This is a genomic window from Paraliomyxa miuraensis (genome assembly GCF_026337845.1).
GTDB classification, from domain to species: Bacteria; Myxococcota_A; Polyangia; order Nannocystales; family Nannocystaceae; genus Paraliomyxa; species Paraliomyxa miuraensis.
Genome location: NZ_JAOVZF010000141.1, coordinates 26,864 through 51,109 on the forward strand (window position 1 = coordinate 26,864; position 24,246 = coordinate 51,109).

17 protein-coding genes are annotated in these 24,246 nt (G+C 71.8%); 6 read left to right on the plus strand and 11 right to left on the minus strand.

What is annotated here, in order from left to right; all coding sequences use genetic code 11:
• Positions 1-7: 7 nt before the first annotated feature.
• On the minus strand, positions 8-1,843 hold the full coding sequence (locus OEB96_RS08855) for a hypothetical protein (protein ID WP_266215062.1): 1,836 nt from the start codon (positions 1,841-1,843) through the stop codon (positions 8-10).
• A gap of 32 nt (positions 1,844-1,875) precedes the next feature.
• On the opposite strand from OEB96_RS08855, the gene OEB96_RS08860 reads away from it, so the two are divergent.
• Positions 1,876-3,888, plus strand: a complete 2,013-nt coding sequence (locus OEB96_RS08860) for a DUF2079 domain-containing protein (protein WP_266215063.1) — start codon at positions 1,876-1,878, stop codon at positions 3,886-3,888.
• Positions 3,889-3,973: 85 nt separating this feature from the next.
• Complete coding sequence (locus OEB96_RS08865) at positions 3,974-5,545, plus strand: FMN-binding glutamate synthase family protein (RefSeq protein WP_266215064.1); 1,572 nt, start codon at positions 3,974-3,976, stop codon at positions 5,543-5,545.
• Between the two features lie 28 nt (positions 5,546-5,573).
• Here the strand turns inward: OEB96_RS08865 and OEB96_RS08870 are convergent, their stop codons facing one another.
• Positions 5,574-7,535, minus strand: a complete 1,962-nt coding sequence (locus OEB96_RS08870) for a hybrid sensor histidine kinase/response regulator (protein ID WP_266215065.1) — start codon at positions 7,533-7,535, stop codon at positions 5,574-5,576.
• A 200-nt stretch (positions 7,536-7,735) separates the two neighbouring features.
• A complete protein-coding gene (locus OEB96_RS08875; RefSeq protein ID WP_266215066.1) occupies positions 7,736-8,509 on the minus strand; it encodes a hypothetical protein in 774 nt (257 codons plus the stop codon).
• A gap of 76 nt (positions 8,510-8,585) precedes the next feature.
• Here OEB96_RS08875 and OEB96_RS08880 point away from each other — a divergent pair, with 76 nt between their 5' ends.
• Together OEB96_RS08880 and OEB96_RS08885 are read left to right on the plus strand one after the other, a co-directional pair.
• The gene (locus OEB96_RS08880; protein ID WP_266215067.1) at positions 8,586-9,215 is read left to right on the plus strand and encodes a hypothetical protein; all 630 of its coding nucleotides are present in this window, start codon (positions 8,586-8,588) and stop codon (positions 9,213-9,215) included.
• Positions 9,216-9,335: 120 nt separating this feature from the next.
• Positions 9,336-13,943 carry a nitric oxide synthase oxygenase gene (locus OEB96_RS08885; RefSeq protein WP_266215068.1) on the plus strand — a complete coding sequence of 1,536 codons (4,608 nt, stop codon included), beginning with the start codon at positions 9,336-9,338 and terminating at the stop codon, positions 13,941-13,943.
• A 51-nt stretch (positions 13,944-13,994) separates the two neighbouring features.
• Here OEB96_RS08885 and OEB96_RS08890 read toward each other — a convergent pair whose 3' ends face one another.
• The 7 genes from OEB96_RS08890 to OEB96_RS08920 form a co-directional block, all read right to left on the minus strand.
• Complete coding sequence (locus tag OEB96_RS08890) at positions 13,995-14,690, minus strand: hypothetical protein (RefSeq protein ID WP_266215069.1); 696 nt, start codon at positions 14,688-14,690, stop codon at positions 13,995-13,997.
• Between the two features lie 38 nt (positions 14,691-14,728).
• On the minus strand, positions 14,729-16,288 hold the full coding sequence (locus OEB96_RS08895) for an ATP-binding protein (protein ID WP_266215070.1): 1,560 nt from the start codon (positions 16,286-16,288) through the stop codon (positions 14,729-14,731).
• Positions 16,289-16,720: 432 nt separating this feature from the next.
• Positions 16,721-17,512, minus strand: coding sequence for a glutathione S-transferase family protein (locus OEB96_RS08900; protein WP_266215071.1), 792 nt, complete (start codon positions 17,510-17,512; stop codon positions 16,721-16,723).
• Positions 17,513-17,524: 12 nt separating this feature from the next.
• Positions 17,525-18,436, minus strand: coding sequence for an alpha/beta fold hydrolase (locus OEB96_RS08905; RefSeq protein WP_266215072.1), 912 nt, complete (start codon positions 18,434-18,436; stop codon positions 17,525-17,527).
• Between the two features lie 30 nt (positions 18,437-18,466).
• Entirely contained in the window at positions 18,467-19,984 is a 1,518-nt protein-coding gene (locus OEB96_RS08910) for a sensor histidine kinase (RefSeq protein ID WP_266215073.1), read from the minus strand.
• Positions 19,985-19,997: 13 nt separating this feature from the next.
• A complete protein-coding gene (locus OEB96_RS08915; protein ID WP_266215074.1) occupies positions 19,998-20,675 on the minus strand; it encodes a hypothetical protein in 678 nt (225 codons plus the stop codon).
• 8 nt (positions 20,676-20,683) lie between these two features.
• Positions 20,684-22,225 (minus strand): BamA/TamA family outer membrane protein, encoded by a 1,542-nt coding sequence (locus OEB96_RS08920; protein ID WP_266215075.1) that lies wholly within the window; start codon positions 22,223-22,225, stop codon positions 20,684-20,686.
• Positions 22,226-22,350: 125 nt separating this feature from the next.
• Between OEB96_RS08920 and OEB96_RS08925 the strand changes: the two genes are divergently transcribed.
• Positions 22,351-22,731, plus strand: coding sequence for a response regulator (locus OEB96_RS08925; protein ID WP_266215076.1), 381 nt, complete (start codon positions 22,351-22,353; stop codon positions 22,729-22,731).
• A 10-nt stretch (positions 22,732-22,741) separates the two neighbouring features.
• On the opposite strand, the gene OEB96_RS08930 is transcribed toward OEB96_RS08925, so the two are convergent.
• The gene (locus OEB96_RS08930) at positions 22,742-23,491 is read right to left on the minus strand and encodes a sugar phosphate nucleotidyltransferase (protein ID WP_266215077.1); all 750 of its coding nucleotides are present in this window, start codon (positions 23,489-23,491) and stop codon (positions 22,742-22,744) included.
• Positions 23,492-23,652: 161 nt separating this feature from the next.
• Here OEB96_RS08930 and OEB96_RS08935 point away from each other — a divergent pair, with 161 nt between their 5' ends.
• On the plus strand, positions 23,653-24,246 hold the full coding sequence (locus OEB96_RS08935) for an alpha/beta hydrolase (RefSeq protein ID WP_266215078.1): 594 nt from the start codon (positions 23,653-23,655) through the stop codon (positions 24,244-24,246).

The window sequence follows — 24,246 nt, forward strand, 5'->3', positions numbered from 1 at the left end:
CTCGCGCTCACCTGCGGACCGCAATCGACAGGCTGCGCCGCCCTGCCATGTCGAGCGGCACCACGTGCAGGCCGTCGATCCCCGGTGCCGCGGTCACGGGCATGCGCTCGGCGGCGGCACGCACCTCGGTCGAGACCGTCTCGCCGCCCGCGAGCCAGCGCAACTCCACGTCGACGGGCGGCTCGAGCCCGAGCTCGAGGGTCTGCGCCGCGTCGAGCCCCTCGATGCGCAGCCCGGCGTCGCGGATCCGCAGCGGCTTGGTCCTTCGTCCCACCCGACGCGCCCGCAGGCGGACGACCTCGAAGAACGCGTAGTGCTCGCGATCGATCGCCTCGGTGAGCGCCCCCGTGTGCAAGGCAGCGATCGCCGCCCAGCGCTCGCGCGACCACAGCGGTCCCCGGTGCACGAGCCGCAGCGCCTCGAACAGCTCGCGCACCGCCGGGTCCTCGATGCTCGAGGCGTCACCGCTGCGGAGCGCGTCGACGTAGCCCTCGGGCAGCGGCCGCGAGAGGTGGCCGGGCCTGAAGTGGATCCGTCGCAGGGTGGGCAGGCGCGCGAGCAGGGGATCGCCGAGGGCAAAGCCATCGACCACGTGGATCGAGGGATCGGCAAAGAAACCGTAGTAGCCCATCGTGCTGAACACCGCGACGCGCGAGCCATCGTCGGGGCCGGCCTCGCCGAGCTCGCGCCAGCGGTGGCGGGGCAAGGACGTTCCCGGCGCCCAGGCCCACAGACTGGCCGCGGCGGCGTAGTGCGCCCGCTCGTCGGCGATGCCATGGCGCGGTCGCGGCGGCTCGGCGTGCACGCTGGCCGGACCGGTCGCAAGCGGCGAGCGGGGCCCGAGCAGGCCGAGCACGAGCAAGCCGATGCAGCCGAGCCTCGAGCCGCGCGGGCGCATGCGCCACCGCGAGCACCCGAGCACCACCAGCCAAAGCGGCGCGGTGAGGAAGCGTCCCGCCATGAAGTCGCCGCCGATGGAGAGCACGTAGAGCAGGTACAGCACCGCCCCCGCCGCGAGCGGCCGCGTGAGGCGTCGCAGGCCGCACCCGAGGATGCCGCCCGTCAGCACCACGGCGGTGACGGGATCGCCGGTGGCCGACTCGATCAAGTAGCGCCCGCCCTGGATCCAGACGTCGCCGGCGGGCAGACCGGCGCCGAGCTTGGCCAGCGCGGTGTTGGGCACCAGCGCCCCGTAGTAGACCAGCGAGAACGACTCCCACGCGAGCACGGGCAGCATGCCCAGGCCGAGCGCCCGCACGCTGCCACCCCGCCGACGCGCCTGCCACCCCGCCGCCAGCGACAGCGGCACCAGCAGCAGCGGAGCATCGGGGCGGCACAGGAACGCGAGGCCGGTGAGCACGGCGATCCGCACGAACGCGCGGCCGCGGTGCACCTCGCCGAGGTAGACCCACACCGCCATGGCCACCACGAGGTGGGTCAGCGGGTTCTCGAGGCCGGAGGTCGAGTAGTCGACGAACGCCCGCGAGCCCAGCAGTGCCACGGCGGCGAGCCCCACCGCGCCGGCCCGCGCAATGCGAGCCAGGCCCAGCCACAGCGCCGCCGCGCTGGTCACCACTCCGCATGCGACCGCCGCCAGGAATCCCGAGCCCAGGCCGCCGTAGACCACGGCCAGCACGGCCAGCCACGCGGGGTGGGTGTACACCTGGACGCGCCACCCTTCGTTGAACACCAGGCCGCGCCCGGCCCACGCGTGATCGGCCACGCGCAGGGTGATGAAGGCGTCGTCGCAGACCCACGCGTTTTGGATCACCACCAGGGTGACGAGCACGACCCAGGGCCATCGCGCGAGGGCGGCACCCGAGCGCGGGCGGGACGACGGCACGGCGGCCATGGTACGACTGCCTGGTTCGCCCGATGAGCAACCGCGGCACGCCCCCGGATTCCGCGGCCATGGAGGCCGACGCACCCGCGGCTCGGATGGACGAGACCTCGGGCTGGGCGGGTGGTCTGCTCGCGGTGCTGGCCGCCGTGGGCCCGGGCCTGGCGTGGTGGGCCGCCTCGCGCTCGGACCCGAAGGGCTGGCTGACGAGCAACGCGCTGCTGGCCTCCGACGGCAGCCGCATCGCCCCCCTGGGGTGGGCGCTCGGATCGGCCGTGGTGGTCTTCGCGGTCGCGCTGGTGCTGCGCCGCCGCGGCTTCTCGACGCCGCAGCTGCTGCGGATCGCGGTGCTCCCCGCGACCGCGCCGCTGTGGGCCCTGCTGACCGTTCCCGGGCTCGAGCGAGACGCCACCCGCCTCAGCCTGGCGCTCATCGCCATGGTCGCGATCGCCAGTGGTGTGAGCGCGAGCGCGGCGCTCGGACCCGGGCTCGATCGCCTGGCGGCCCGCGGTTGGCCGCCATGGTGGTCGCGCCGCGTCCCCACCGCGCTGGTGGTCCTCGCCACCGTGGCGATGGCCACCATGCTGTGTTCCCTGGGGCTCTTGCGCCACCACGATCTGGGCTCGCGCAACTTCGACCTGGGGATCTTCGACAACCTGCTGCACCACGCGAGCCTGGGCCGCTGGCAGGTGACGACCTTCCTGCGCGGCGACACCTTCACCTCGGCCCACGTGTCCCCCGTGATGCAGCTGCTGGGCCCGCTCTACTGGGTGGCGCCGGGGCCAGGGACCTTGATCACCGTCCAGTGCGTGTGGCTGGCCAGCGGGGCGATCCCGGCCCACCGCCTCGCCACCCACGTGATCGGCAGCGACGGCTGGGGCCGCCTGGTCGCGACGAGCCTGGCCCTGGCCTACCTGATGCACCCGTCGCTCCATGGCACGGCGCTGTTCGATGCGCACGCGCTGGTGCTGAGCGCTCCGCTCGTGCTGTGGTCGCTCGACGCCCTGCACCGCGGCCAGTGGCGACGCTACGCCGTGTTCGTGACGCTGCTGGTGTTCGTGCGGGAGGACGTGCCGTTCCTGGTGATGGGACTGGGCTTGCACGCGGCCCTGACCCTGCGCGAGCGCCGGGTGGGCGCGCTCACCTTCGCGGGCGCGGTGGCGGGGCTGTTGGTGATGAAGCTCGGGCTGATGACCCACCCCGATCTGTTCATGCCCAACGCGGACGACAGCTACCGCTACGCCAACCGCTTTGCCGAGGTCATCCCCGATCCCGAGACGGGCGGGGCCACCGACGTGCTCGTCACGCTCCTGGGCAACCCGGGCTTCGTCGTCGAGCATGCGCTGACCAACTCCAAGCTCAAGTTCCTGTCGGTCATGGCCGTGCCGTGCGTGGGCCTGTGCTTCGTGCAGCGCCGCGCGTGGCTCCCGATGGCGTTCGGCCTGCTGTTCGCGCTGCTGAGCACCGGCGGCAACCTGCACGATCCCTACCTGCACTACACCGTGTTCCTCTACCCCGCGATGATCGCCGCGGCGGCCGAGGGCGCGCGCGTGCTCATGCGACGCTGGAGCGGTCGGGCTGCCGACCCGGGCACGGCCGCCGCGATTCGGAGGCGTTCGGCGGTGGGCTTGTCGGTCGCGATCGTGGTGGCCGCGGTGCTCACGGGCGACCTGTTCGGCGCCCTGGGCGACAGCACGCGCTTCAAGGCGGGCTACGTGGGCCTCGTGCGGGAGCAGAGCGAGGAGTCCAAGCAGCGGCTCGCCTGGGTGCGGGCCCAGGTGGAGCGCATCGGCCCCCACGCATCGGTGGCCGCCTCCGACAGCATGGGACCGCACGTCTCCACGCGCGATCGGGCGTATCACTTTCCCCACCGCACCGAGGCCGACTGGCTGCTGCTGCGCATGTCGGACCTGTCGAAGAAGGACGAGGCGACGCTCCGCAAGGTGCTCCGCAGCGGCCGCTACGAGCGCGTCGACGACTGGCAGGACGCGATCGTGCTGTGGCGGCGCAAGCCCGAAGGGAGCGCCTCGCCGTTCGACGACGGCTGACGAGGGCACCGCGTCGCGGCCGCGATGGTTTCCACGCTCCGCGCAGCCGTGCTAGACCCGTTCCCACGTCCCCTCGAGGTTCGTCGTGGAGCTCGCCCCCATCATCCTCGGTGCCCTGGTCGCGTTCTTGCTCGTCGTCGCGATCGTCGATCGCCTGCAGACCTCGCACTCGATCAAGCGCAACTTCCCGATCGTCGGTCGCTTCCGCTACTGGTTCGAGCGCCTCGGCAGCCCCCTGCGCCAGTACATCGTCACGAACAACGACGAGGAGCGGCCGTTCTCCCGCGATCAGCGGCGCTGGATCTACGCCTCGGCCAAGCGCGAGAACAACTACTTCGGGTTCGGCACCGACAACGAGCTCGAGCTCACCTCGGGCTACGTCATCATCCGCCACTCGGTGTTCCCCGTCTCCGCCCCCGTCGCGGGGCAGCCCGGCTACGACCCCGAGTACGCGGTCCCCTGCGCCAAGATCCTCGGCGGCCACCGCAAGCGAGCCCGCGCGTTTCGTCCAACCTCCATCGTCAATACCTCGGCCATGAGCTTCGGCTCGCTGTCGAGCGCGGCGGTCCAGGCGATCAACCGCGGGGTGAAGCTCGCGGGGGCCCTGCAGAACACGGGCGAGGGGGGCATCTCCGATCACCACCGCCACGGCGGCGAGCTGGTGTGGCAGATCGGCACCGGCTACTTCGGCTGCCGCGACGACGCGGGCAAGTTCTCGCTCGAGCGCTTCATCGAGACCGTCGCGTCGGCCCCGGTTCGGGCGATCGAGATCAAGCTGTCGCAGGGGGCCAAGCCCGGCCTCGGGGGGGTGCTCCCGGCGAGCAAGATCACCCCCGAGATCGCGCGCATCCGCCTGATCCCGCTCGGTCGGGATTGCATCTCGCCCTCGGCCCACACCGCCTTCGGCGACGTGTCGTCGATGCTCGACTTCATCGAGCAGCTCGCCGAGGCCACGGGGCTCCCGGTGGGGATCAAGTCGGCGGTCGGGGAGCTCGGCTTCTGGCAAGAGCTGGCGCTCCAGATCGAGGGCAGCGGCCGCGCGCCGGACTTCATCACCATCGACGGCGGCGAGGGGGGGACCGGAGCCGCGCCCCTGGTGTTCTCCGACCACGTCTCGCTGCCGTTCAAGCTCGGCTTCACCAGCGTCTACCGCGTGTTCGCCGAGCGCGACGTGCACGAGAAGGTGGTGTTCATCGGCTCGGGTCGGCTGGGCTTTCCGGCCACGAGCCTGCTGGCGCTGGGCCTGGGCTGCGACCTGGTCAACGTCGCACGCGAGGCCATGCTGGCGATCGGCTGCATCCAGGCCCAGGAGTGCCACACGGGCCACTGCCCCACCGGCGTGGCCACGCAGAACCGCTGGCTCGTGGGCGGGCTCGACCCCACCAGCAAGTCCGCGCGCCTGGCCAACTACCTCCTGAGCCTGCGCAAGGATCTCCTCGCCCTGGCCAACGCCTGCGGCGAGCACCACCCCAGCCTGGTCGACCTCGACCGGATCGACCTCATCGACGGCTACCAGCGGCGATCGGCGCGCGAGGTGTTCGCCTATCAGCCCGGCTGGGGGCACCCCACGCTCGCGGAGCGGGCCGAGCTCCTCGCGCTGATGGAATCGATGCGGGCCGAGCGAGCCTCGGCCCGCGAGGCCGAGGCGGGGCACTGACGCCGACGCACGGGGCCCCGTTGCGCGCTCACGAGGCTCGCCGTGCGTCGAGCCCTGCGATCAACGCGCGAAGGACCGCATGATCGGCCGGCTTGGTCAGGTGATGATCGAAGCTGGCCTCGCGGGCCCGGTGGACGTCAGCGGGCTGCCCGAAGCCGGTGAGCGCCACCAGCCTCATCCCCGCGCCCGGACCCGTTGCACGCAGCCGACGGGCCGTGGTGTATCCATCGATGCCCGGCATCGCGATGTCCATCAGCACCAGCTCGGGCGGATCGACGCACGCGACCCGCAGGGCGGCTTCACCATCGTAGACCGTGGTGACCTGGTGGCCCCACGCCCGCAAGAGCTCGGTGAGCATGTCCGCGGCGTCGTGGTCGTCGTCGACGACCAGGATGCGGTGCGAGGCGCCTCCCGTTCGCGAGGGGGAGACCGGCACGGGGCCCGGTGCGCGGGGTGCCGACGAGATCGGCAGCCGGATCGTGAACGTGCTGCCCTGTCCCTCGCCAGGGCTCTCCACGTCGATCGAGCCCCCGTGCAGCGCCAGGAGCTCGCGCACGACCGTGAGCCCAATGCCCAGGCCCGAGGACGGTCGCTCCTCCGGCCGATGCTGCTGGAACATCTCGAAGATCTTCTCCCGCATCTCGGGGGGCACGCCGCACCCGCTGTCGACGAACCGAAGCGCGACCGCGTCGGGCAGGATCCGGCCTTCCACCCTCACCGAGCCGTGGTCGGGCGTGTACTTGCAGGCGTTGTCGAGCAGGTTGGCGATGACCTGCTCGAGGCGCACCCGATCGGCGTGGACCTCGACCTCCTCGGCGGGCAGCTCGATCCGCAGCGACTGCGACTTCGCGGCGAACGCTGGTCGCTTGGCTTCGACCACCTCGCGCACGGTCTCGAACAGGGGCAGGCCGACCTTGCGCAGCTGGATCCGCCCTCGCGTGATGCGTGAGAGGTCGAGGAGGTCGTCGAGCAGGCGCGCCTGCTGCTGGGCCTGACGCTTGGCGATCGCGAGCGCGCGGAGCTCACGGGGCCCCTGCTGGGCGCCGAGCTCCAGCACCGCCAGAGCGTTGGAGATTCCTCCCAGCGGATTGCGAAGCTCGTGGGCCAGCATCGCCAGGAATCGGTCCTTGAGTTCGTGCGCCTCACGAAGGCGCTGCTGGGCCAGCTTGGCGGTCGTCACGTCGCGCCCGGCCGACTGGAACCCCACGAGCCTGCCCTCGTCGTCATAGAGGCCGATGATGGTCCACTGCGCCCACATCGTGCTGCCGTCGGCCCGGAGGATGCGGTTCTCGACCACCTGGGGTTCACCGGGTCGGATCTTGGACAGGCAATCCCGCACCTGCTGCCGATCGTCGGGATGGATCCTCGGGGTGTAGTCGAAGCCGGCGAGGTCCTCCTTGGTGATCTCGAAGGTCTCGAGGTAGGCCCGATTCGCAAAGGTGACCGTGCCGTCGGGGGAGAAGCGACAGATCATCTCGGCTTGCTGGTCGATGATCTCGCGAAACAGATCTTCGGAGGCTCGGCGCGCCTCGACCGCCGCGGCGCGCTCGGTCTCTGCACCCGCGCGCAGGGCGAAGGCCTCGAACAGGGCGAGCTCGGCGTCGCTCAGGCTCAGGTGCGTGGTCGACAACGCCGCCAGCAGCCCGGACGGGTGCCCCTCGGAGTCGAACATGGGACACCCGACATAGGAGACGAAGCCGCCGTCCTCGAGGAAGGCATCGTGCGGGTATCGCTCGACGACGTCGCCCTCGAAGTACCGGATCTGCGCGCCCACGACGTGGGCACAGGGGGTGTCGACCAGATCGTAGTCGATGGCGGGCTCGAGCTCACCCATCCGCGCGCTGGGCTCTGCGTGGACGCTCCGCGCATCGTCGGACAAGCGGCCGATCACCACGAGGGCCCCGTCCAGCAGCGTCGAGAGCCCGACCGCGAGCCGATCGAGGAAGGCGCGACCCGACAGTCGTCGAGTCTGCTCCAGCAGCTCCTTCATTGCGGCCAAGGACGTCTCGGCGGCCGAGCGTGATCCGGTCAAACTGGGGCCTCGAAGTGGCTCACCTTAGCACGGAGGCGAACGAAGCAAGCGGCGAACGTCGCAAGACTCGGCGGTCCGGACGGACGAGCCGGACGGAGCGCCGGGACCAGACGCACGCTGGGGCGCACGCTCGGGCGCACGCTCGGGCGCACGGAGCCTCACCAACACAGGCACAGGATCGCGGCCGTGGAGTTGCAGGCCTGCAGATCCGCCGGGAGCCACGATCCATCGGTGACGTGCTGGCTGCCGATCGTCCCGAACTCCCGGCTCGGGGCCACCATCCCCGCCGTCCACTCCATGCAGTTGGGATCGCTGGGCTCTCGCCCTCCCGTCCAGAACGGCACCGCGTTGCCCACGAAGATGCTCGGCGTCTCGATCAGTGGCTGCTCGGGCCCCGACTCGATCCAGGTGTCGAGATCGACGGCGACCAGGTCACCCGCGGGGCTCCGAATCGGTCGCGTGGTGGGGACTCCGCGTGCGACCAGATCGTCGATCATCCGCCCCGACGACCGCACGAGCGATGCGGTGCGCTCGGCGCTCGAGCACAGGTCGGGAAAGGTTGACACCCCCGCGGCCACACAGGACACTCGGGCCGGGTCGAGCCCAGAGTCAGGGGACAGGGTGGCGATGCCGCCGTGGGTGACCGGCCCCTGGTAGACGAACACGGCGTGGTCCGTGGGAGCATCGGTCTCCGATGGTGACCCCGTGGTGGTCGAGCCGTCGTCGGCCGTCGGGTTCGAGGTCTCCGAGTCGGGCGAAGTCGCGCCCGCCGGGCCGCCCGACGGATCGCCCCCGGCCTCCGACGCGGTGACCGTGGGCCCATCGCCATCGGTCTCGACCCCGACCGACTCGGTGTCGCCGAAGGCAGGATTGGGGCGGGAGCAGCCCATGGTGGCAAGCGAGACCGCCACGACCGTGCTCCGAACGACCATCGAGACGACGGTAGCACGGGCTCGAGTCCTCGGGGTGGAATGACGCAGAGTGCTCGCGCATCATCGACGGGTCACCATGGGCCAGTCCATCCTCCGACGCGGGCTCGCGCTCGCGCTCCTGCTGGCCGCCTGCACCTCGGCCACGCCGCCCCCGGCCGAGGAGGCCGTGCCCACGACCACCGCGTGGTCGATCTCGATCGAGACCCACGCCTGCCTCGACGACGTGTGCGCGCGCTACGACCTGTGGCTCGACGCCCGCGGCGATGTGCTGTGGTTCGGACGCGACAAGGTCGACGAGCCCGGCGCCACCCCCTCGGTCGTGCTGCCCGAGGTCGCGGAGCCGCTGTGGCTGGAGCTCGCGGCGCTGCGCACCGAGGCCCTCGTGTCGACCGAGCGCCCCGAGCTCCCCGAGCGCCCCGAGCAGGAGATCCATCGCGTGGGTGGAGGGGGAGACGTTCGCTACCGCCACCGCTTCGAGATCACCGAGGCCGGCAAGCAGCAGGCGTTCGAGCTGCACGTGGAGCCCACCGTGGAGGACCCGGGGCCGTGGCTGTCGTTCATGCGACGCATGGAGCTGATGGCGGGGCGCTACCGCCTCGATGGCGAGCAGCTCTACTGCCACCACGCCGCTGGCTCGGATGGGGTTCCCGATCCCGAGTGCATGCGCAGCGCCGACCGATCGGCGTGGTGGATCGAGCGACGCTGAGCCGCTCCCGTCCTTTCCAAACGCCGCCAAGCCAACGGGTACACCGTTCCGTACCCCTCCAGGCGTTTTTTCGCTGTCAATCGCCAGCGTCTGCGGTACTTCGGGCAAGCGACCACGCCCATGCGTACCGCCCTCATTGCCAATCGCTCCCATGCAGCCTTCGACACCATCGCGGCCGCCGTCGATGCGGCGGGGACGTTCTACGGCCCGCCGGAGCTCGCGCCCGGCGATCGGGTCGTGGTGCTCCTGGGCTACGACGACGTGGGCTCGGCCGACGCCCGCCTGGCCTCGACCGAGCTGCCGCCGAGCACCGAGGTGCTGCTGGTGCGCCCGGACTACGGTCCGCGAACGCCCTACGCGGAGAGCTGCGCCCGAGCGGCACACAAGGTCGGCGCCACGTCCATCCTGCGCCACGCACCCCCCACGGAGCTGCTGCTTCGCGCGCGGGCCGGGGTCCGGACCAACGGGATCCTGAGCCTGCCGCTTCGCGGCGCAATCCCGTTCGTGGCCTGGGCGGACGTGGCACAGGCCGTGATCGGCTGGACCCGCTCGGGCGGCCCTCGCGACATCTCGCTGCACGGCCCGCGACGCTGCGACGGCCCGAAGCTGGCCGAGGATCTCGGCCGCCTGCTCGTGGAGACGCTCGACCCCCATACCTTCACGCTGCTGCGCATGCGCGAGATGGACCGGGAGGGCAAGGGGAGGATCGAGGTCGCGAAGGTCGTCCGCTTCCTCACCACCATGGGCACGCCCCGCGAGGAGGCCGAGCGCGTGGTCCGGGCGGCCGACCGCGATGGCGACGGCGCGATCAATGCCTCCGAGTTCTCGGCGGGACTCGACGAGCTGCTCGAGGACACGCTGGCCAGCGTGCCCCGCAAGGTGTCCTATCTCCCGCTGCCCCCCGCGATGATCCGGCGGCAGTGGGCCGAGGCCGGCGTGCCCTATCGGCGCGCCGCCGCCGAGTCTGCGCACCTGCTCAAGACGGAGTCGGTCGACAGCGATCCGGTGTGGCAGGGTCGGCTCGATCCCCTCGACTCGCTGCGCGAGCACGCGCTCTCGTTCGTCAACCTGTTCATCCTGCCCGGGCGTGGCCTGCTGACCATGCACGAGACGTACTTCGGGGATCCGGACTACCAGACGCTGCGCTGGCGCCCGAGCGACGAGCTGTTGGCCAAGCCGGCCACGGTCAGCCGCCTGCAGACGATCGACGGCGGCGAGCTGCACACGCGGCGCACCCAGGACGGCAGCGCGGTGGAGGCCCGCTGGGCGCTCAATGGTGCCACCGAGATGATCGCGTTCAACCGCGGCGACGAGCAGCGCACGCTCGAGCTGTTCGACGGCCGGCTCATCGGGCTGGCGTGCCGGGGCCAGTGGGAGGGCATGCGCGGGGCCATGGGCGACCTGTTCCGGCAGCGCCGCCTGCACGCATGGGAGCGCGCGCTGTTCCGGGAGCTCGGCACGCTCGAGCCGCACCAGGCCAACGAGGCGGGCGAGCCCGACGAGGTCGTGTGCAGCTGCGCGGGCGTGCGCCGCAGCACGCTGCTCGAGGTGATCGAGCAGGGCTGCCGCAGCCTGCCCCAGATCGTCGACCGCACGGGCGCCACCGCGATCTGCGGCGGCTGTACTCCCGTGGTCGAGGAGATGCTCGGCTCGCCCAAGCTCCACGTGGCCGAGGTGCTGGCCCTGGAGACGCTGGCGCAGCGCTTCGTGCGGCTGCGGGTCGTCCCCGTGGAGAGCCCTCCGGTGGCCTCCCGCGCGGGGCAGCACGTCGTGCTGCAGGGGCGGATCGAGGGACGCTGGGTCACGCGGGCGTACACGCTGGTGAGCCCCGGGGGCCAGATGGGCCCCTACGAGGTGGTGGTCAAGCGCGAGGAGCTGGGGCTGTTCAGCGGCTGGCTGGCCGACCAGGCCAACCGCGAGTCGCTGCTGCGCGTGTCGGAGCCGGCCGGCGAGTACCACCTGCGCGACACCGACGAGGGGCCGATCTACATGTTCGCGGGCGGCATCGGCATCACGCCCGGCATCGCGCTGGCCCGCACGCTCGTCGCCGATCCCCGGCGCCGTCGCCTGCACATCGACTGGTCGGCGCGGCGGCCCGAGGACTTCGTGTTCGCGCGGGAGCTCGAGCAGCTCGACGAGCGCCACGATCACATCAGCTGGACCCGTCGCTGCACCTCCCAGGGCGGCCGCCTCGGCCGCGACGTCGTCGCTCGGTACTACGGGTACGTACCGGGTGCGGTGGCCTTCGTGTGCGGGCCCGAGCGCTTCCTCGACGAGGTTCGCGGTCATCTCCGCGACGCGAGGTGGCCCGACGAGGCGGTCCGCGTGGAGGTGTTCAGCTCCAACGTCAACGACGAGGGCGAGGTCCTCGACCTCGAGCGCAAGCGGGGCAAGGCCGCCTCGGAGCCGGTCGGCGATCAGACCCGCGTGCAGCACGACTCGTTCTTCCTCGATCTCAGCGGGCGCTGGCCGCTGCTGCGCGAGGCGGAGCTGGCGCTGACCCAGATCTACGAGGAGACGGGGCGAGCCGACGAGCTCCCTGCCCGGCTCGAGGAGGTTCGCAAGGAGGTCGCGACGACCGGGACCTACCGGCACACCATCGAGGAGCTCACCCACGGCGCACGCCTGGCCTGGCGCAACTCGTCGCGCTGCATCGGGCGGTTCTTCTGGGAGGGCCTGCAGGTCCGCGACATGCGACACCTGCAGACCGAGGAGCAGATCTTCGAGGCGATCGTCGAGCACCTGCGACGGGCCACCAACGGCGGCGACCTGCTGTCGGTGCTCACCGTGTTCCGCCCCGGCCCGCCCATCATCCGGCTCTACAACAGCCAGCTCCTGCGCTACGCCGGCTATCGACAGCCCGACGGCAGCTTCATCGGCGATCCCGCGAACGCGGAGCTGACCGAGATCGCCATGGAGCTGGGCTGGCGGGGCAAGGGCACGCGCTTCGACCTCTTGCCCATCATCATCCGCATCGGCGATGCGCCGCCCAAGTGGTTCTCGCTGCCGCACACCCCGGAGGTCTGCCTCGAGGTGCCGATCGAGCACCCCACCCTGCCGTGGTTCGCCGAGCTGGGGCTGCGGTGGTACGCGGTGCCGGCCGTCAGCGAGATGTCGCTGGACCTCGGCGGCGTGCACTACCGCGCCATACCGTTCAACGGGTTCTACATGGGCACGGAGATCGGCGCCCGCAACTTCAGCGACGTCGATCGCTACGACATGCTGCCCGTCATCGCCGACCGGCTGGGCCTCGATCGCAGCCACGCGTCGACGCTGTGGCGCGACCGCGCGCAGATCGAGCTGAACGTGGCGGTGCTGCACTCGTACCGCAAGCACGGCGTGCGCATGCAGGATCACCACTCGATGGGGGAGTACTTCCTCGAGTTCGAGAAGCAGGAGACGGCCGCGGGGCGCGAGGTGTTCGGGGACTGGTCGTGGCTGGTGCCCCCCATCGCCGGTTCGGCCTCACCGCTGTTCTTCCGCGACGATCTGCAGAACAAGGTGTTCAAGCCGATGTACGGTTACCAGGCCAAGCCCTGGCACGAGGACGAGGCGGCCCCCGACCACGAGGGGCCCGTGCCCCCGTGCCCGCTGCACGCCAAGCGCCCCCGGGCGCCCCGCGTGGTGTCCTCGCCGGCCTTCAGCAAGCCCAGCGACGTCGCGCCCGTGGTGGCCACGCCCAAGCCGCCCAGGCGGAGCTTCACGGCGGAGCTCCCGGCGACCGCGGACGAGCTCGTCGCCGGGGAGACCCACGAGCTCGATCCCAGCGAGTTCATCGAGGAGTTCGAGGACCTGGAGGCGACGATCACCGTGCGTCCGCCGAGCAAGAAGCTCGAGCGCAAGGGGCTCGTCGAGCAAGCGGAACGCGGCGCACGACCGCAGCCGCCCGCCGGTCCGGTGACCCAGGTGGCTCCGGCTCCGGCTCCGGGCCAGGGCCAGGGCCAGGGTCAGGGCGCTCCGGGACCGCGCGCCGACGCAGGGCCGGGAGAGCTGGATCGCACGGTGGTGTCCAAGCCTCAGCCGACCGCCCAGGCCGCTCCGGCGCCGGTGGCCGACACCGGCGATCCGAACCCGGACCGGACGATGGTGGCCCCCGCGCCCCAGCCTCCGGAGTCCCACGAGTGGGACGGCTCCGTGCCGGGGGTGATCCCCGTGCGGCTGGTGATGCTGGGGTGGCGGGGCGAGCCGGTCGCCGAGCGCCGCGTGGAGCCCTGGTCGTTCCTCGACATGGGGCGCCAGCCAGGCGAGCACTGGCCCGACGATCCGGACGCCGTGCATGCCCGGATCTTCCCCGCGGCGGGCGGGGTGGTCGTGGACGACTTCGGCCGCCCCAACGGCGCGCACGCCAAGGTCACCGGCACCGTCGCGGTGCAGGACGGCACCGAGATCAAGATCGGCCAGGCGCGGCTCGTGCTCGGGCGCGCCACGGGCGTGGCCCATGCGTGGGGGCAGCTGGCCATCTTCCGCCACCAGTCGCCCACCCCGGAGGTGGTGCTCCTCGACCGCGACGTGCTCACCATCGGTCGCGAGCAGGGGGACATCGTGTTCCCCCACGATGCGTTCGTCTCGGCGCGGCACTGCCGGATCATGCGCGAGGGGAGCACGGTCTATCTGGAGGACCTCGGCAGCTCCAACGGCACCTTCGTGCGGGTCCGACCCGGGCAGTGCGTGCCGTTCGGTGGGCTCTTGATGGTGGGCAACGTCCAGCTGATGGTGCTCGCGGGCTGAGCGCCAAGAGCCGCGCGGGCCATCGTGCGGCGAGCGTTGGGCTCGGCGAGGTCAGGCCCGGCGCCGTCGCAGGCCGAGCAGGGCCACGAAAGCGAGCCAGGCCGGAGGCTCGGAGCCACCCAGGTGGCATCCGCGCTTGGTGCTGGTCACCGGGGGCGGCTCGGGTGCCGCGGCGGGCGGCGGTGGAGCTGCGGCCTGCTCGGCCTCGTCGTCCTCGTCCTCACTCTCCTCGTCCTCGCCGTCCTCGCCGTCCTCGGCCGGTGCTTGCTCCTCGGGCTCCTCCGGCACCGAGCTGGCCAGCAGCGTCAGCGGGCTCTTGGCCCACTTCACCGTGCGGCCCGCGACCTCCTGCACGAACGCGATCTCGACGGTCTGGCCGGGGGCGAAGCCATCGTAGCGCTCGAGCGTGAGATCGATGTCGACGTAGCGAGCGCCATCGTAGTCCGGGTACTCCTTGCGGAAGGCGACCAGCTGCGTGCCGTTGCGCTCGCGGTAGATCTCGACGTAGAGCGGCCCCACGGCGGCGCGCTTGTCCATCTGCGCGTGGAGGTGCATCGACCACGCCTCGTTGCCGGGCGCCGCCTCGACCTCGGTGACCGCCGCGGCCCGGCCCGCATCGGTGAGCTTGCCCGAGCCGTCGACCTCGAGCGGCTCGACCCCGATCTTCAGCTCGCCCGCCCAGACTCCGCCGCTGGCGAGCAGCATGGCGACCACGGCGAACAGTGACAGCCAGTTCGCGATTCGCATGCTCGACAGTGTACCGCGGGGCTCGGCCGACGCGGAAGTCAGCACCCCACCACGTGCACCCGCTTGCCGCGGTGCTCGACCTCCCGCATCGTCAGCCGCTCCGCCCAGCTCGCCGTCGAGCGCAGGTCGAACATCACCAGCCAGCCTTCCTCGAGCCCGAGCCGGTCGAGGTAGTCCGTCACCTGGTCGAGCGCTCGTTCCTCGGTGACCGTCCCCCGCCGGATCTTCACCTCGATCGCATGTCGCTGCCCCCGCCACTCCACCGCCAGGTCCAGCGCCCGTCGCCCGAGCCCATACTCGCGCTGGATCTTCCCGCCGCCGTTGATCACGCGCTGCAAGAACGCCATGAGCATCAGGTGCGGCCCGGCCTCGCGGTAGCCAAAGCCCTCGGCGGCCAGGTGCCCGTCCTCGCGCCAGAACACCTGCCAGTCGGCCATGAGCCGGGGCAGATCGAGCGAGCCGTCGGGTCGCACGAAGGCGCTGGGCTCGAGGTAGATCTGCCCCTGGCGTGCAAAGGTGAGCGCGCGCGGGACGACCTCCCGATAGATGGGGTTGGCGATGACCCAGTGCCCTCGCTCGAGGCGCACGAGCCCCAGTCCCAGCACGTAGGCGAAGTCGTCGTCGAGGGTACCGCCCTCGACGGAGCCGCCCGCCAGCATCGGCGCGAGGATCCGCCGTACCCGATCCTCTCGAAGGCGGGCCACCAACGAGTCGATGTGGGTGCGGCGCTCGAGGATGATGGTTTCCTTCGCCGCCTCCACGTGCTCGGCCGTGATCTCCACCGCGCGGTCCTTGACGTCGCGTCGCACGATCTGATCGGCGAGCGCGTTGGTCAGCCACGGGTGCCCACGGCCCAGCTCCCAGATCCGGTCGATCGCCTCGGGCAAGAACCGCTGCGCGGTGGTCGTGGTGTGCTGCTGCAGCAGCTCGCCGACCTCCGCCTCGGAGAACGGCCCGAGCGTGGTGGCTTCGGCGGTGATGTTGAACGGCGAGGTGGTCCCGAGCCACGTCAGGGCCTTGCGGTCCTCCTCGTGCAGCGCGTAGTCCCGCACCTGCCGCTGCCCCACCAGCACCACGCTGGCCGGGAACGGCACCTTGCTGCGCTCGATGTAGCCGTGGCGGAGCTGGGTGAGGAACGAGACCATGGCCTCGCCGACCAGCCCGTCGGCCTCGTCGAGCAAGAGCACCAGCGGCAGCGGTGAGCGACCGGCGAGGTGGGTGAGGTAGGCGAGCAGCGCGCTCTTGGGCGTGGACAGCATCGCGGCGCGCTCGTCGGCCTCGGGCCGGGGCCGCTGCGGGTGGCGAAACGCCAGCGCACGCTCGAAGGCCGCGAGGATCGCCGTCATCGCCTCCGTCACGTCGGGCGTCTCGCGGGCCGTCTCGAGGTCGACCCACAGCGCGTGCCAGCGACCGCTGGCCTCGAGGTGATCGGCAAGCCACATCGCGCTGGTGGTCTTGCCGGTCTGGCGCCCTGCGTGCAGGGTGAAGAAGCGCCGGCCTTCGATGAGCTCGAGCACGTGCTCCAGCCTCCGCTCGGGGGGCAGCATGTAGTGCTCGCCGGGGATGCAGGGGCCGGAGGTGTTGAAGTACGGGAGCATCGAGCGCTCGCGTCGCGTGCGGCCTTGGGGCGACGGCCCGACCGGATGATACCGCACGGCGAGGCGCGCATCGCTCGCGCGGCCATGGGACGGCCTCGTCCGGTCGATGCGCTCAATGCCCCGCCGCTGGCGAGCCGCGCGCTCACGCGAGCGTAGCGGTCGCGAGCCACGAGGGTAGGCGTCGTGCTCGTGCACGATGAACGCGTCGTTCTCTGGGACCGTCCTGCGCCGCTGGGTCGAGAACATGCGCGCCGCGGAGACCCGCGATCGTCGAGCGCGACGAGAGGCGCCGTTGTCTCCCGCCGAGTCATGGCGGCGGGCATGCGAGCTGCTGGCCTTCGGGTGGCGCCTGGGCGCGCCGCCACCCGACGATGACGAGGCACGAGTTCAGGCGACCTGGGCCGCACTGCGGCGAGCACCTGGAGCGCCGTGTCAGAGTCCCAGCTCCTGGTCGGTTGCGCTGTGCTCGTACTTGTCGGACGGCGGCCAGGGGCGGGAGCGCCAGTCGGGCTCGAACGCGAACGACGAGCGCGAGCGTCCCGGGAGCAGCGCGCCGTTGCCCGCTCCCTTGGCGTAGTCGTAGTAGAGCTTGACGATCTGCTCCTTGCCGACCTGCTGCGTCGACGGATGCGCCAGACAGGCGTCGACCCACTCGCGCACTCGCCCAAAGCGGGGCGCGTCGGGCAAGGCGAAGCCCTCGTAGTACTCGAGGAACCAAAAGCGCATGAACATCGGCGTGAACACCACCTCGGCCCAGCCGAAGGCCTCGAACAGGAACGGACCGGCGGGCGCGTGCTCGGCGAGGAAGTCGCCGAGCCGACCGTACTGCTCGAGCATGGCCTGCTCGAGGGCCGCGCGGCGGTCGGGGTCCTGGTTCATCAAGAAGCGGTAGCCCTGCGTGGTGAAGTCCCCCTCCATGCGCACGAGCATGCCCTCCACCGCGCGTCGATACGGGTCGCGCTGGGCGACGGGAGGCTCGACGTGCACGTCCTCGAGGTACTGGAGGATGACCAGGCTCTCCTTGAGGATCCGCCCGTCGCTCGTCTCGAGCACCGGCAGCGCGGTCGTGCCCCGGGTCTTGTCCAGCAGCCACTGCGGTCGCGGCTGGGTGATGTCGACGACGTGAAAGTCCACCTCGTCACGCCGCCCCTTGAGCTCGAGCAGGATCTCCAGTCGCTGACAGAACGGACACACGGGGATGTGGAACACCGTCGGCTTGGCCATCGCCTGGCGAGCCTAGCCTACTCTCGCTGCGCCTTCGGGATCGCGAGGCTCGAGGGCACCCAAGTGCGCCGCCACGGCCGCCGCGACCGGCTCGGGATCATCGAGGTGAACGTGGTGCCCGCCCGGAACCTCGACCATCGTGGCGTCGCGCAGCGCCGCCACACGGGCGCTGGCCGCCGTGGGGGCGAACGGGTAGCCGTCGCCGCAGCGCACCAGCAGCGTGGGGCACTCGATCGCTCGCAGCAGCACCAGCACCTGATCCTCGGTCAAGCGTACCCGCGAGGGAAGCCGCAGCCGCGGATCGCTGCGCCAGGTGAAGCCGCCCTCGACCTCGCGAAGACCGCGAGACACCAGCGTTCGGGCGCTCTCGTGATCGATCCGGGTCATCGCGGCCCGAAGCCGCTGCACCGCGTCCTCACGGGTGCGGTGGATCGTCGTCATCCGGCCGCGCTTGCGCGCCTCGTCGCGCAGCGCCTTGGTCAGGCGCTCGGCGGCGTGCTTGGGCTCCTCGGACAGCGGCCCGAGACCCTCGATGAGCGCCATCCGCTGCACCCGCCCCGGCATCGCCCCCGCGAGCACCGAGGCGATGGCCGCGCCCAGCGAGTGTCCCAGCAGGCAAAAGCGCTCCCAGCCCAGGGCCGTCAGCGCACCATGGACGTGCCCCACCATGTCGATGAAGGCGTAGCTGCCGCCCGCGGGCAGGTGCTCGGAGAGCCCGTGACCGGGCAGATCGAGGCACACGAGGCGCAAGCCCGGCAGCCGCGGCGCCAGGCCGTCGAACGAGGCCGCGTTGTCCAGCCAGCCGTGCAGCGCCAGCGTGGGGATCCCGTCGGCGGGCCCCCACGCGCGCGCGGCCAGCCGCAGCGCGGGCGTGACGATCTCGATCTCCTCGGGGGCGGCGGTCTCGTTCGTGCTCGGGCTCATGATCGGACTCATGATCGGGCCGGCCTCACGCTACCCCTCGTCGCGCACCCGGGGCAACCGCAGGCAGAAGCGCGCTCCTCCGAGCGACGAGCCATCGATCCAGATCTCGCCGCCATGATCGAGCACGATCTTCTTGACGATCGCCAGCCCCAGCCCGGTGCCCGACTTGCGCGAGGTCTCGTAGGGCTCGAACACCCGCTCGCGCCGCTGCAGCTCGATCCCCGGCCCGTTGTCGTCGACGTGCAGCACGACCGAGCCGGCCTCCACCGACACCCCCACCGCCACGTGCACCTGCCCCGGGGCGACCTCGCGGGCGGACAGCACCGCGTTCTCGACCAGGTTGACCAGCGCCTGCTTGAGCAGCTGCCGATCGGCGGCGATCACCACGTCGTCCCTGGGCATCTCCACGTCGAGCCGGCCGCCCTCGTCGTCGTGCAAGTGCCCGTAGGCGCGCTCGAACTCCCGCAGCACCCGCGACACCGGCTCGGGCTTCGGGCGCACCTCGGGGACCTTGGCGAACTGCGAGAAGCTGCTCACCATGCGCCGCAGGCCCTCCACCTCGTCCTCCACGATCTCGACCGACGTGCGCAACAAGGCCGAGAACCGCGGGTCGAGCCCGGGATCCTTGTCGCGCAGCTGCTGGACCGCGAGCTGGATCGGGGTGAGCGGGTTCTTGATCTCGTGGGCGATGCGCCGCGCCATGCCCTGCCAGGCGCCGATCCGCTGCAGGTAGGCCACGCGCACCTGCGCCTGCGCCAGCTCGTCGAGCATGAGGTTGAACGCCCGCGCCAGCGAGGCCAGCTCGTCGCGGCCACGGGCCTGCGCGCGCACCTGCAGGTCGCCCTCGGCCACGCGCGCCATCGCCCGGGACAGCGCGGTCGCCTTGCGGGTGGTGGCCCGGGCCACCAGCGCCCCGGCTGCGATCGCCAGCAGCAGCACCAGCACCCCGGCGCCCGCGACCACCTGGACCACCGCACCTTCGAGCTCGGCCTGCGAGCTGCGCTGCTGCCCGATCTCTCGCTTGCGCTCGCCCAGCGCCTGGTAGCGGCGATCGATGGCGGGGTCGATGTCGAACTCCACCCGCAGCCGGGCGCCCCTGCCCTGCTGGGGCACGGGCACGAGCACCTCGTAGGTCTCGGGCGGGTCATCGTCGGCGGTCGCGAGCGGCCGCCCGACCTCCACCGGCGCCCGATCGGGCCCGCTCAGCCCGAGGGCGCGCACGTCGGGCTCTCGCTCGAGCCGGTCCTGCAGCGCGGCCGCGGGCTCGGGGGAGGCCGGCAGGCTCAGGGCAAAGACCTGGGCGCGCGCCTCGAAGGCCGCGATGTGAGCGTCGACCAGCTCGTGGTGCACGGGCTCGACCTCCTCGGCCAGCTCGCGCGACTGCTCGAGCGCCTCGAACAGGCGGGCGTCGAAGTACTCGACCGACAGCCGCGCCAGGTAGAGCGAGGCCCCCACGCTCACCACGCCCAGCACCACCAGCGCGACCGTCACTCGGACTCCGAGGCGGCCCCACCAGGGGATCGGCGACAGCAGGCGGGGCTCGTTCATCGCGGCGACTCGCTCATCGCGGCAGCAGGAAGAAGGGGTTGGTGCGCACGTGCACGACCTGCTCGGCCCGCGCACGCTCGCCGGCCAGGGTCTCGACCAGGCGGCGGAACCACTCGGCATCGCGGCCCTGGCCGCGGCGGGTCTCGGTGCCGCCCCCGCCGCCACGCTGCACCCGCAGCGGGTTGCGCATGGCGAGCACCTCCACGAAGTAGAACGGGCCGGCCTCACCGCCGCGCTCGAGCAGCGAGGCCGAGCACACCTTGACCCCGTCGAGGGTCACCGCGGCCTCGATCGCCTCGGCGCGCTCCGAGAAGCTGCGCTTGATCCAGCCGGTGCTGCCCTTGGTGCGCAGCAGGTAGTTCTTCTGCCACGGGTCGCGGCGCAGCTTGACCACGATGGTGCGCGTGGCCACGAGCTGTCGGGTGCCGTGCTCCCACACCTTGAGCGTGGTCTCGATGGTCGTGTCGAAGCCCGAGTCGATCGAGGCCAGCGCCTCGAGATCGTTGTCGCGGATGAGCGTGGGCAGGGCCAGCGTCATCTGGATCGAGTTGCCGATCTCGGCGAACTCGGCCGAGCGCTGCACCAGCGTCTCCGGACGCGCAAACCCCAAGAGCGGGGGCAGCAGCGGGGCAAGCGGCCACGCGGCGGCCGGCAGCCCCAGCACCCCCCGCAAGAGCGTCCGTCGCCGCACGCCCCGGCTCAAAGCGGCGTCCTCCGCAGCACGTTGCCCACCGAGATGCTGAAGGTGCCCAGCGCCGTGTCCAGCCGCAGCCCCAGATCCCCGGCCGCGCCCACCGGGGCCACCCGCTCCCCCGCCTCGCGTCGACGCGCACGCTCGGCGTCGTCGCCCACCAGCGTGAACACGCCCAGCGAGAGGTAAAGGTCGCCCCCGTACACCCCGCGGGTGCGGGTGCGCCGAAACAGCGGCCATGCGTACTCGAGGTCGACCCGGCCGAACAGGTTGCCGTACTCGCGCGCGTCGATGCCCGTGCCGAACACGTCGATCGGGTTGCGCGTGGAGTAGCGCAGCCCCTGCTCGCGCCCCGGGGTCCACGCCGAGAGGTCGCCGGAGTAGAAGCGCTCGAACAGCGGAGCGTGCCCCGAGATCTGGCCTCCCGAGACGCTGGGGGTCAGCCAGTGGCGCCAGGGCAGGCGCAGGCTGTAGGCGCCGGCGGCCACGATCTTGATGTACTCGTACTGCGAGCCGGTGGCCGGCGACGAGGCCTGCACGTCGATCGCGAAGCGTCCCCCCTTGCCCACCAGGAACAGCTCGTCGCGGCCGTCGTAGGTGAGGCCGAAGTCGACCGAGGTGTGGCGATGGGTTCCGTCGCGCATCGCGAGCTCGAGCGCGTGCAGCCGACCGGACTCGTCGACCCGCATGGGAGCCGAGGGCAAGAATGCGGTCACGCGTTCGAACGTGTAGTCGCCCGCGAGCTCGAGCCGCGGCGTCACGGGGAAGCTCACCCCCACCTGGCCGCCGATCCGATCGTATTCGAAGGTCCGAAACAGCGCGGGATCGGGATCGTCCTCGGCTCCGGCCACCCGATAGGGCTCGCTCGCCGAGATGAACCATCCGCTGGCCAGAAGCCCCAGCGGCGCCGACAGCAGGCGCGGCGCCTCGGCGAACACCTTGTAGGCCTGCTGGCGTCGCGACCGGTCGACCCGCGGCTGCGTCCCCCAGATGAGCGCCCCGCCCAGCAGCACCCCGCGGCCCAGGAAATTGCGCTCGGTCAGGGCGATGCCGCCACGAAACGGGGTGAGCCGAGAATTGCCGAGGTACACGTCGGCGACCGAGACCGTGCTGCGCTCGACCACGTCGACGTAGAGGTCGACCCGCTCGTCGCTCCGTGGCCGCGGCTCCACGCGCAGGGTGACCCGCTTGAAGTAGCCGGTGGCGCGCAGGCGGTCGCGGACCCGCTCGACGCGCTCGTCCTCGGGCCACAGGAGATCCGTGCCCGCCACCAGCCCCTCGCGCTCGAGGATGGTGAGCACCTGGCGCTCGGAGACCTGCTCGCGGCCGGTGATCACCACTCGGTGGATGCGGAGCACGCGAGCCTGGTCTTCCACCGGCGAGGGCTCGAGCTCACCGGCCCGGGCCGAGCCCAGCCCGAGCCCGCCTCCCGCGAGCGAGATCGCCAGCCCGAGCCATGTCGACCTCCGGGCTCGGCGCGCACGAGATCCGTCGTCGGCGGGGGATCCCGGGGCCGAATCGGCCTGGCAGCGGCGGGGGCGAGCGCACACGAGCCGCCAAGGATACTCGACCATCGGGTCGTACACTGCGGTCCACCGCACGTCGCGCGTCCAGGGGCTCGGGCACCGCAGGACCCGCCTGGGCCGGTCGCTTGGTATCATGCGCGCGCGAGCCGATGCGCATCGTCTACGTCGAGGACAACCCCGCCAACTTCGTGCTCGTCCGCAAGGTCCTCGAGGCGCACGGCGACTACGTCGTGGAGCAAGCCACCTCGGGCGAGGCCGGCTGGGCGATGATCCAGGCCGACCCGCCGGCGCTGGTGCTGCTCGACCTCGATCTGCCCGCGATGCCGGGCCTGGAGCTCGCCCGCATGCTCAAGGCCGACGAGCGCCTGCAGGGCCTGCCGATCGTCGCCATCAGCGCCAGCGTGATGAAGGACGAGCGGGCCCAGGCGCTCGAGGCGGGCTGCATGGCGTTCATCGAGAAGCCGTTCGACATCCAGGAGCTGCGCCGCGTGGTGGCCGAGGCGACCCGGGCGTCCGCCCGCCGGCGGTAGCGACCACGACTCAGCCTCGGGCGCGCGCCGCCGCCTCGAGCTCCGCGAGCTGCTGCGGCGTGTTGACCCCCGCCGCCTCCAGCGGATCGATGCGCAGCGCCGCCACCTCGCCCCGCGCCGCGGCGAGCTCGACCAGATCGGTCAAGTAGATCTCCCCCTGGGCGTTGCTCCGCTGCACACGGGGAAGATCGGCGCGCAGGTGCTCGAGCCCGACGGCGTAGGTCCCCGCGTTGCACTCGCCCACCGCTCGCTCGGCCAGGGTGGCATCGCGATGCTCCCGAATGGCCACCACGCGCCCGTCGGCATCGCGAAGGATCCGGCCGTAGCCGGTGGGATCGGGCGGCTCGAAGGTCGTGAGGGCCAGCCCCGCCGCGGTCGCCTCGCAGCGCTCCACCAGCGCGCGCAGGGTCTTTTCGCGCAAGAGCGGCACGTCGCCGCTGAGGACGAGCGCGGTGCCGTCGATGCCCTCGAGCGCCGGCAGGGCGCACATCACCGCGTGCCCGGTGCCGAGCTGCTCGGCCTGCGTCGCAAAGCGCAGCCAGCCCTCGTCCACCGAGAACCGCTCGCCGACCTCCTGGCGCACCAGGGCTTCTCGATAGCCCACGACGAGCACGACGGTGGACGCACCGACCTCGCGCGCCGCCCGAATGGGGTAGGCCACCAGCGGCTCCCCGGCCATGCGGTGCAGGACCTTGGGCAAGTCGGAGACCATGCGGGTGCCCTTGCCCGCGGCGAGGATGATCGCGACCGGCGTCGTCATGATGGGCATCCTAGCCGAGCCCATGGTGGTGGTACCGCCGGAATCGATCCGCCGCGTGCCGGGCTGACCGCGCGATCGCGCCCCCGGCATGCTGCCCCGTAGCGCAGCTCCGAGGCACGCCTCCGCGTTTCGGCCGTCGATCGTGCGAGACTCCACGATGCATGACCACGCCTGCGACACTCGATCGCCTGTTGCTGGTCCCTCGAGGGAGCGGCCACGAGGACAGCGACTACTACCCGTGGCTGCGGGCCGAGCTGGCCGAGCGCGGCGTGCTGCCGCAGCGTGACGTGGCGCCCCTGCAGCCGCCGAGCGCCCCCGATCTGCAGGCCACCGTCGCCGCCGTACGCGAGCGCCTCCACCCCGAGCACCGTCCCGAGCGCACCCTCGTGCTCGGCCACAGCGTGGGCGCCCAGGCGGCGATGCGGGCGATCGCTCAGCTCCCGACCGGCACCACGGTCGGCGCGCTGCTGCTGGTCGCGGGATGGTGGTCCGTCGACGAGCCCTGGCCCTCCCTCGTGCCCTGGATGGAGACGCCCTTCGACTGGGATCGGGTGCGGACGGCCGCCCGCCGCCGCATGCTGCTGGTGTCCACCAACGATCCGTTCACCGCGAACGCGACGACCACCGCGCAGCAATTCGAGCAGCGGATCGACGCCGAGGTACGGGTCGTGCCGGACGCCAAGCACTTCAATGCCGCGCAGGAGCCCGCCGTGCTGCAGGCCGTGCTCGCACTGCTCGAGCTCGACCCGCGCTGA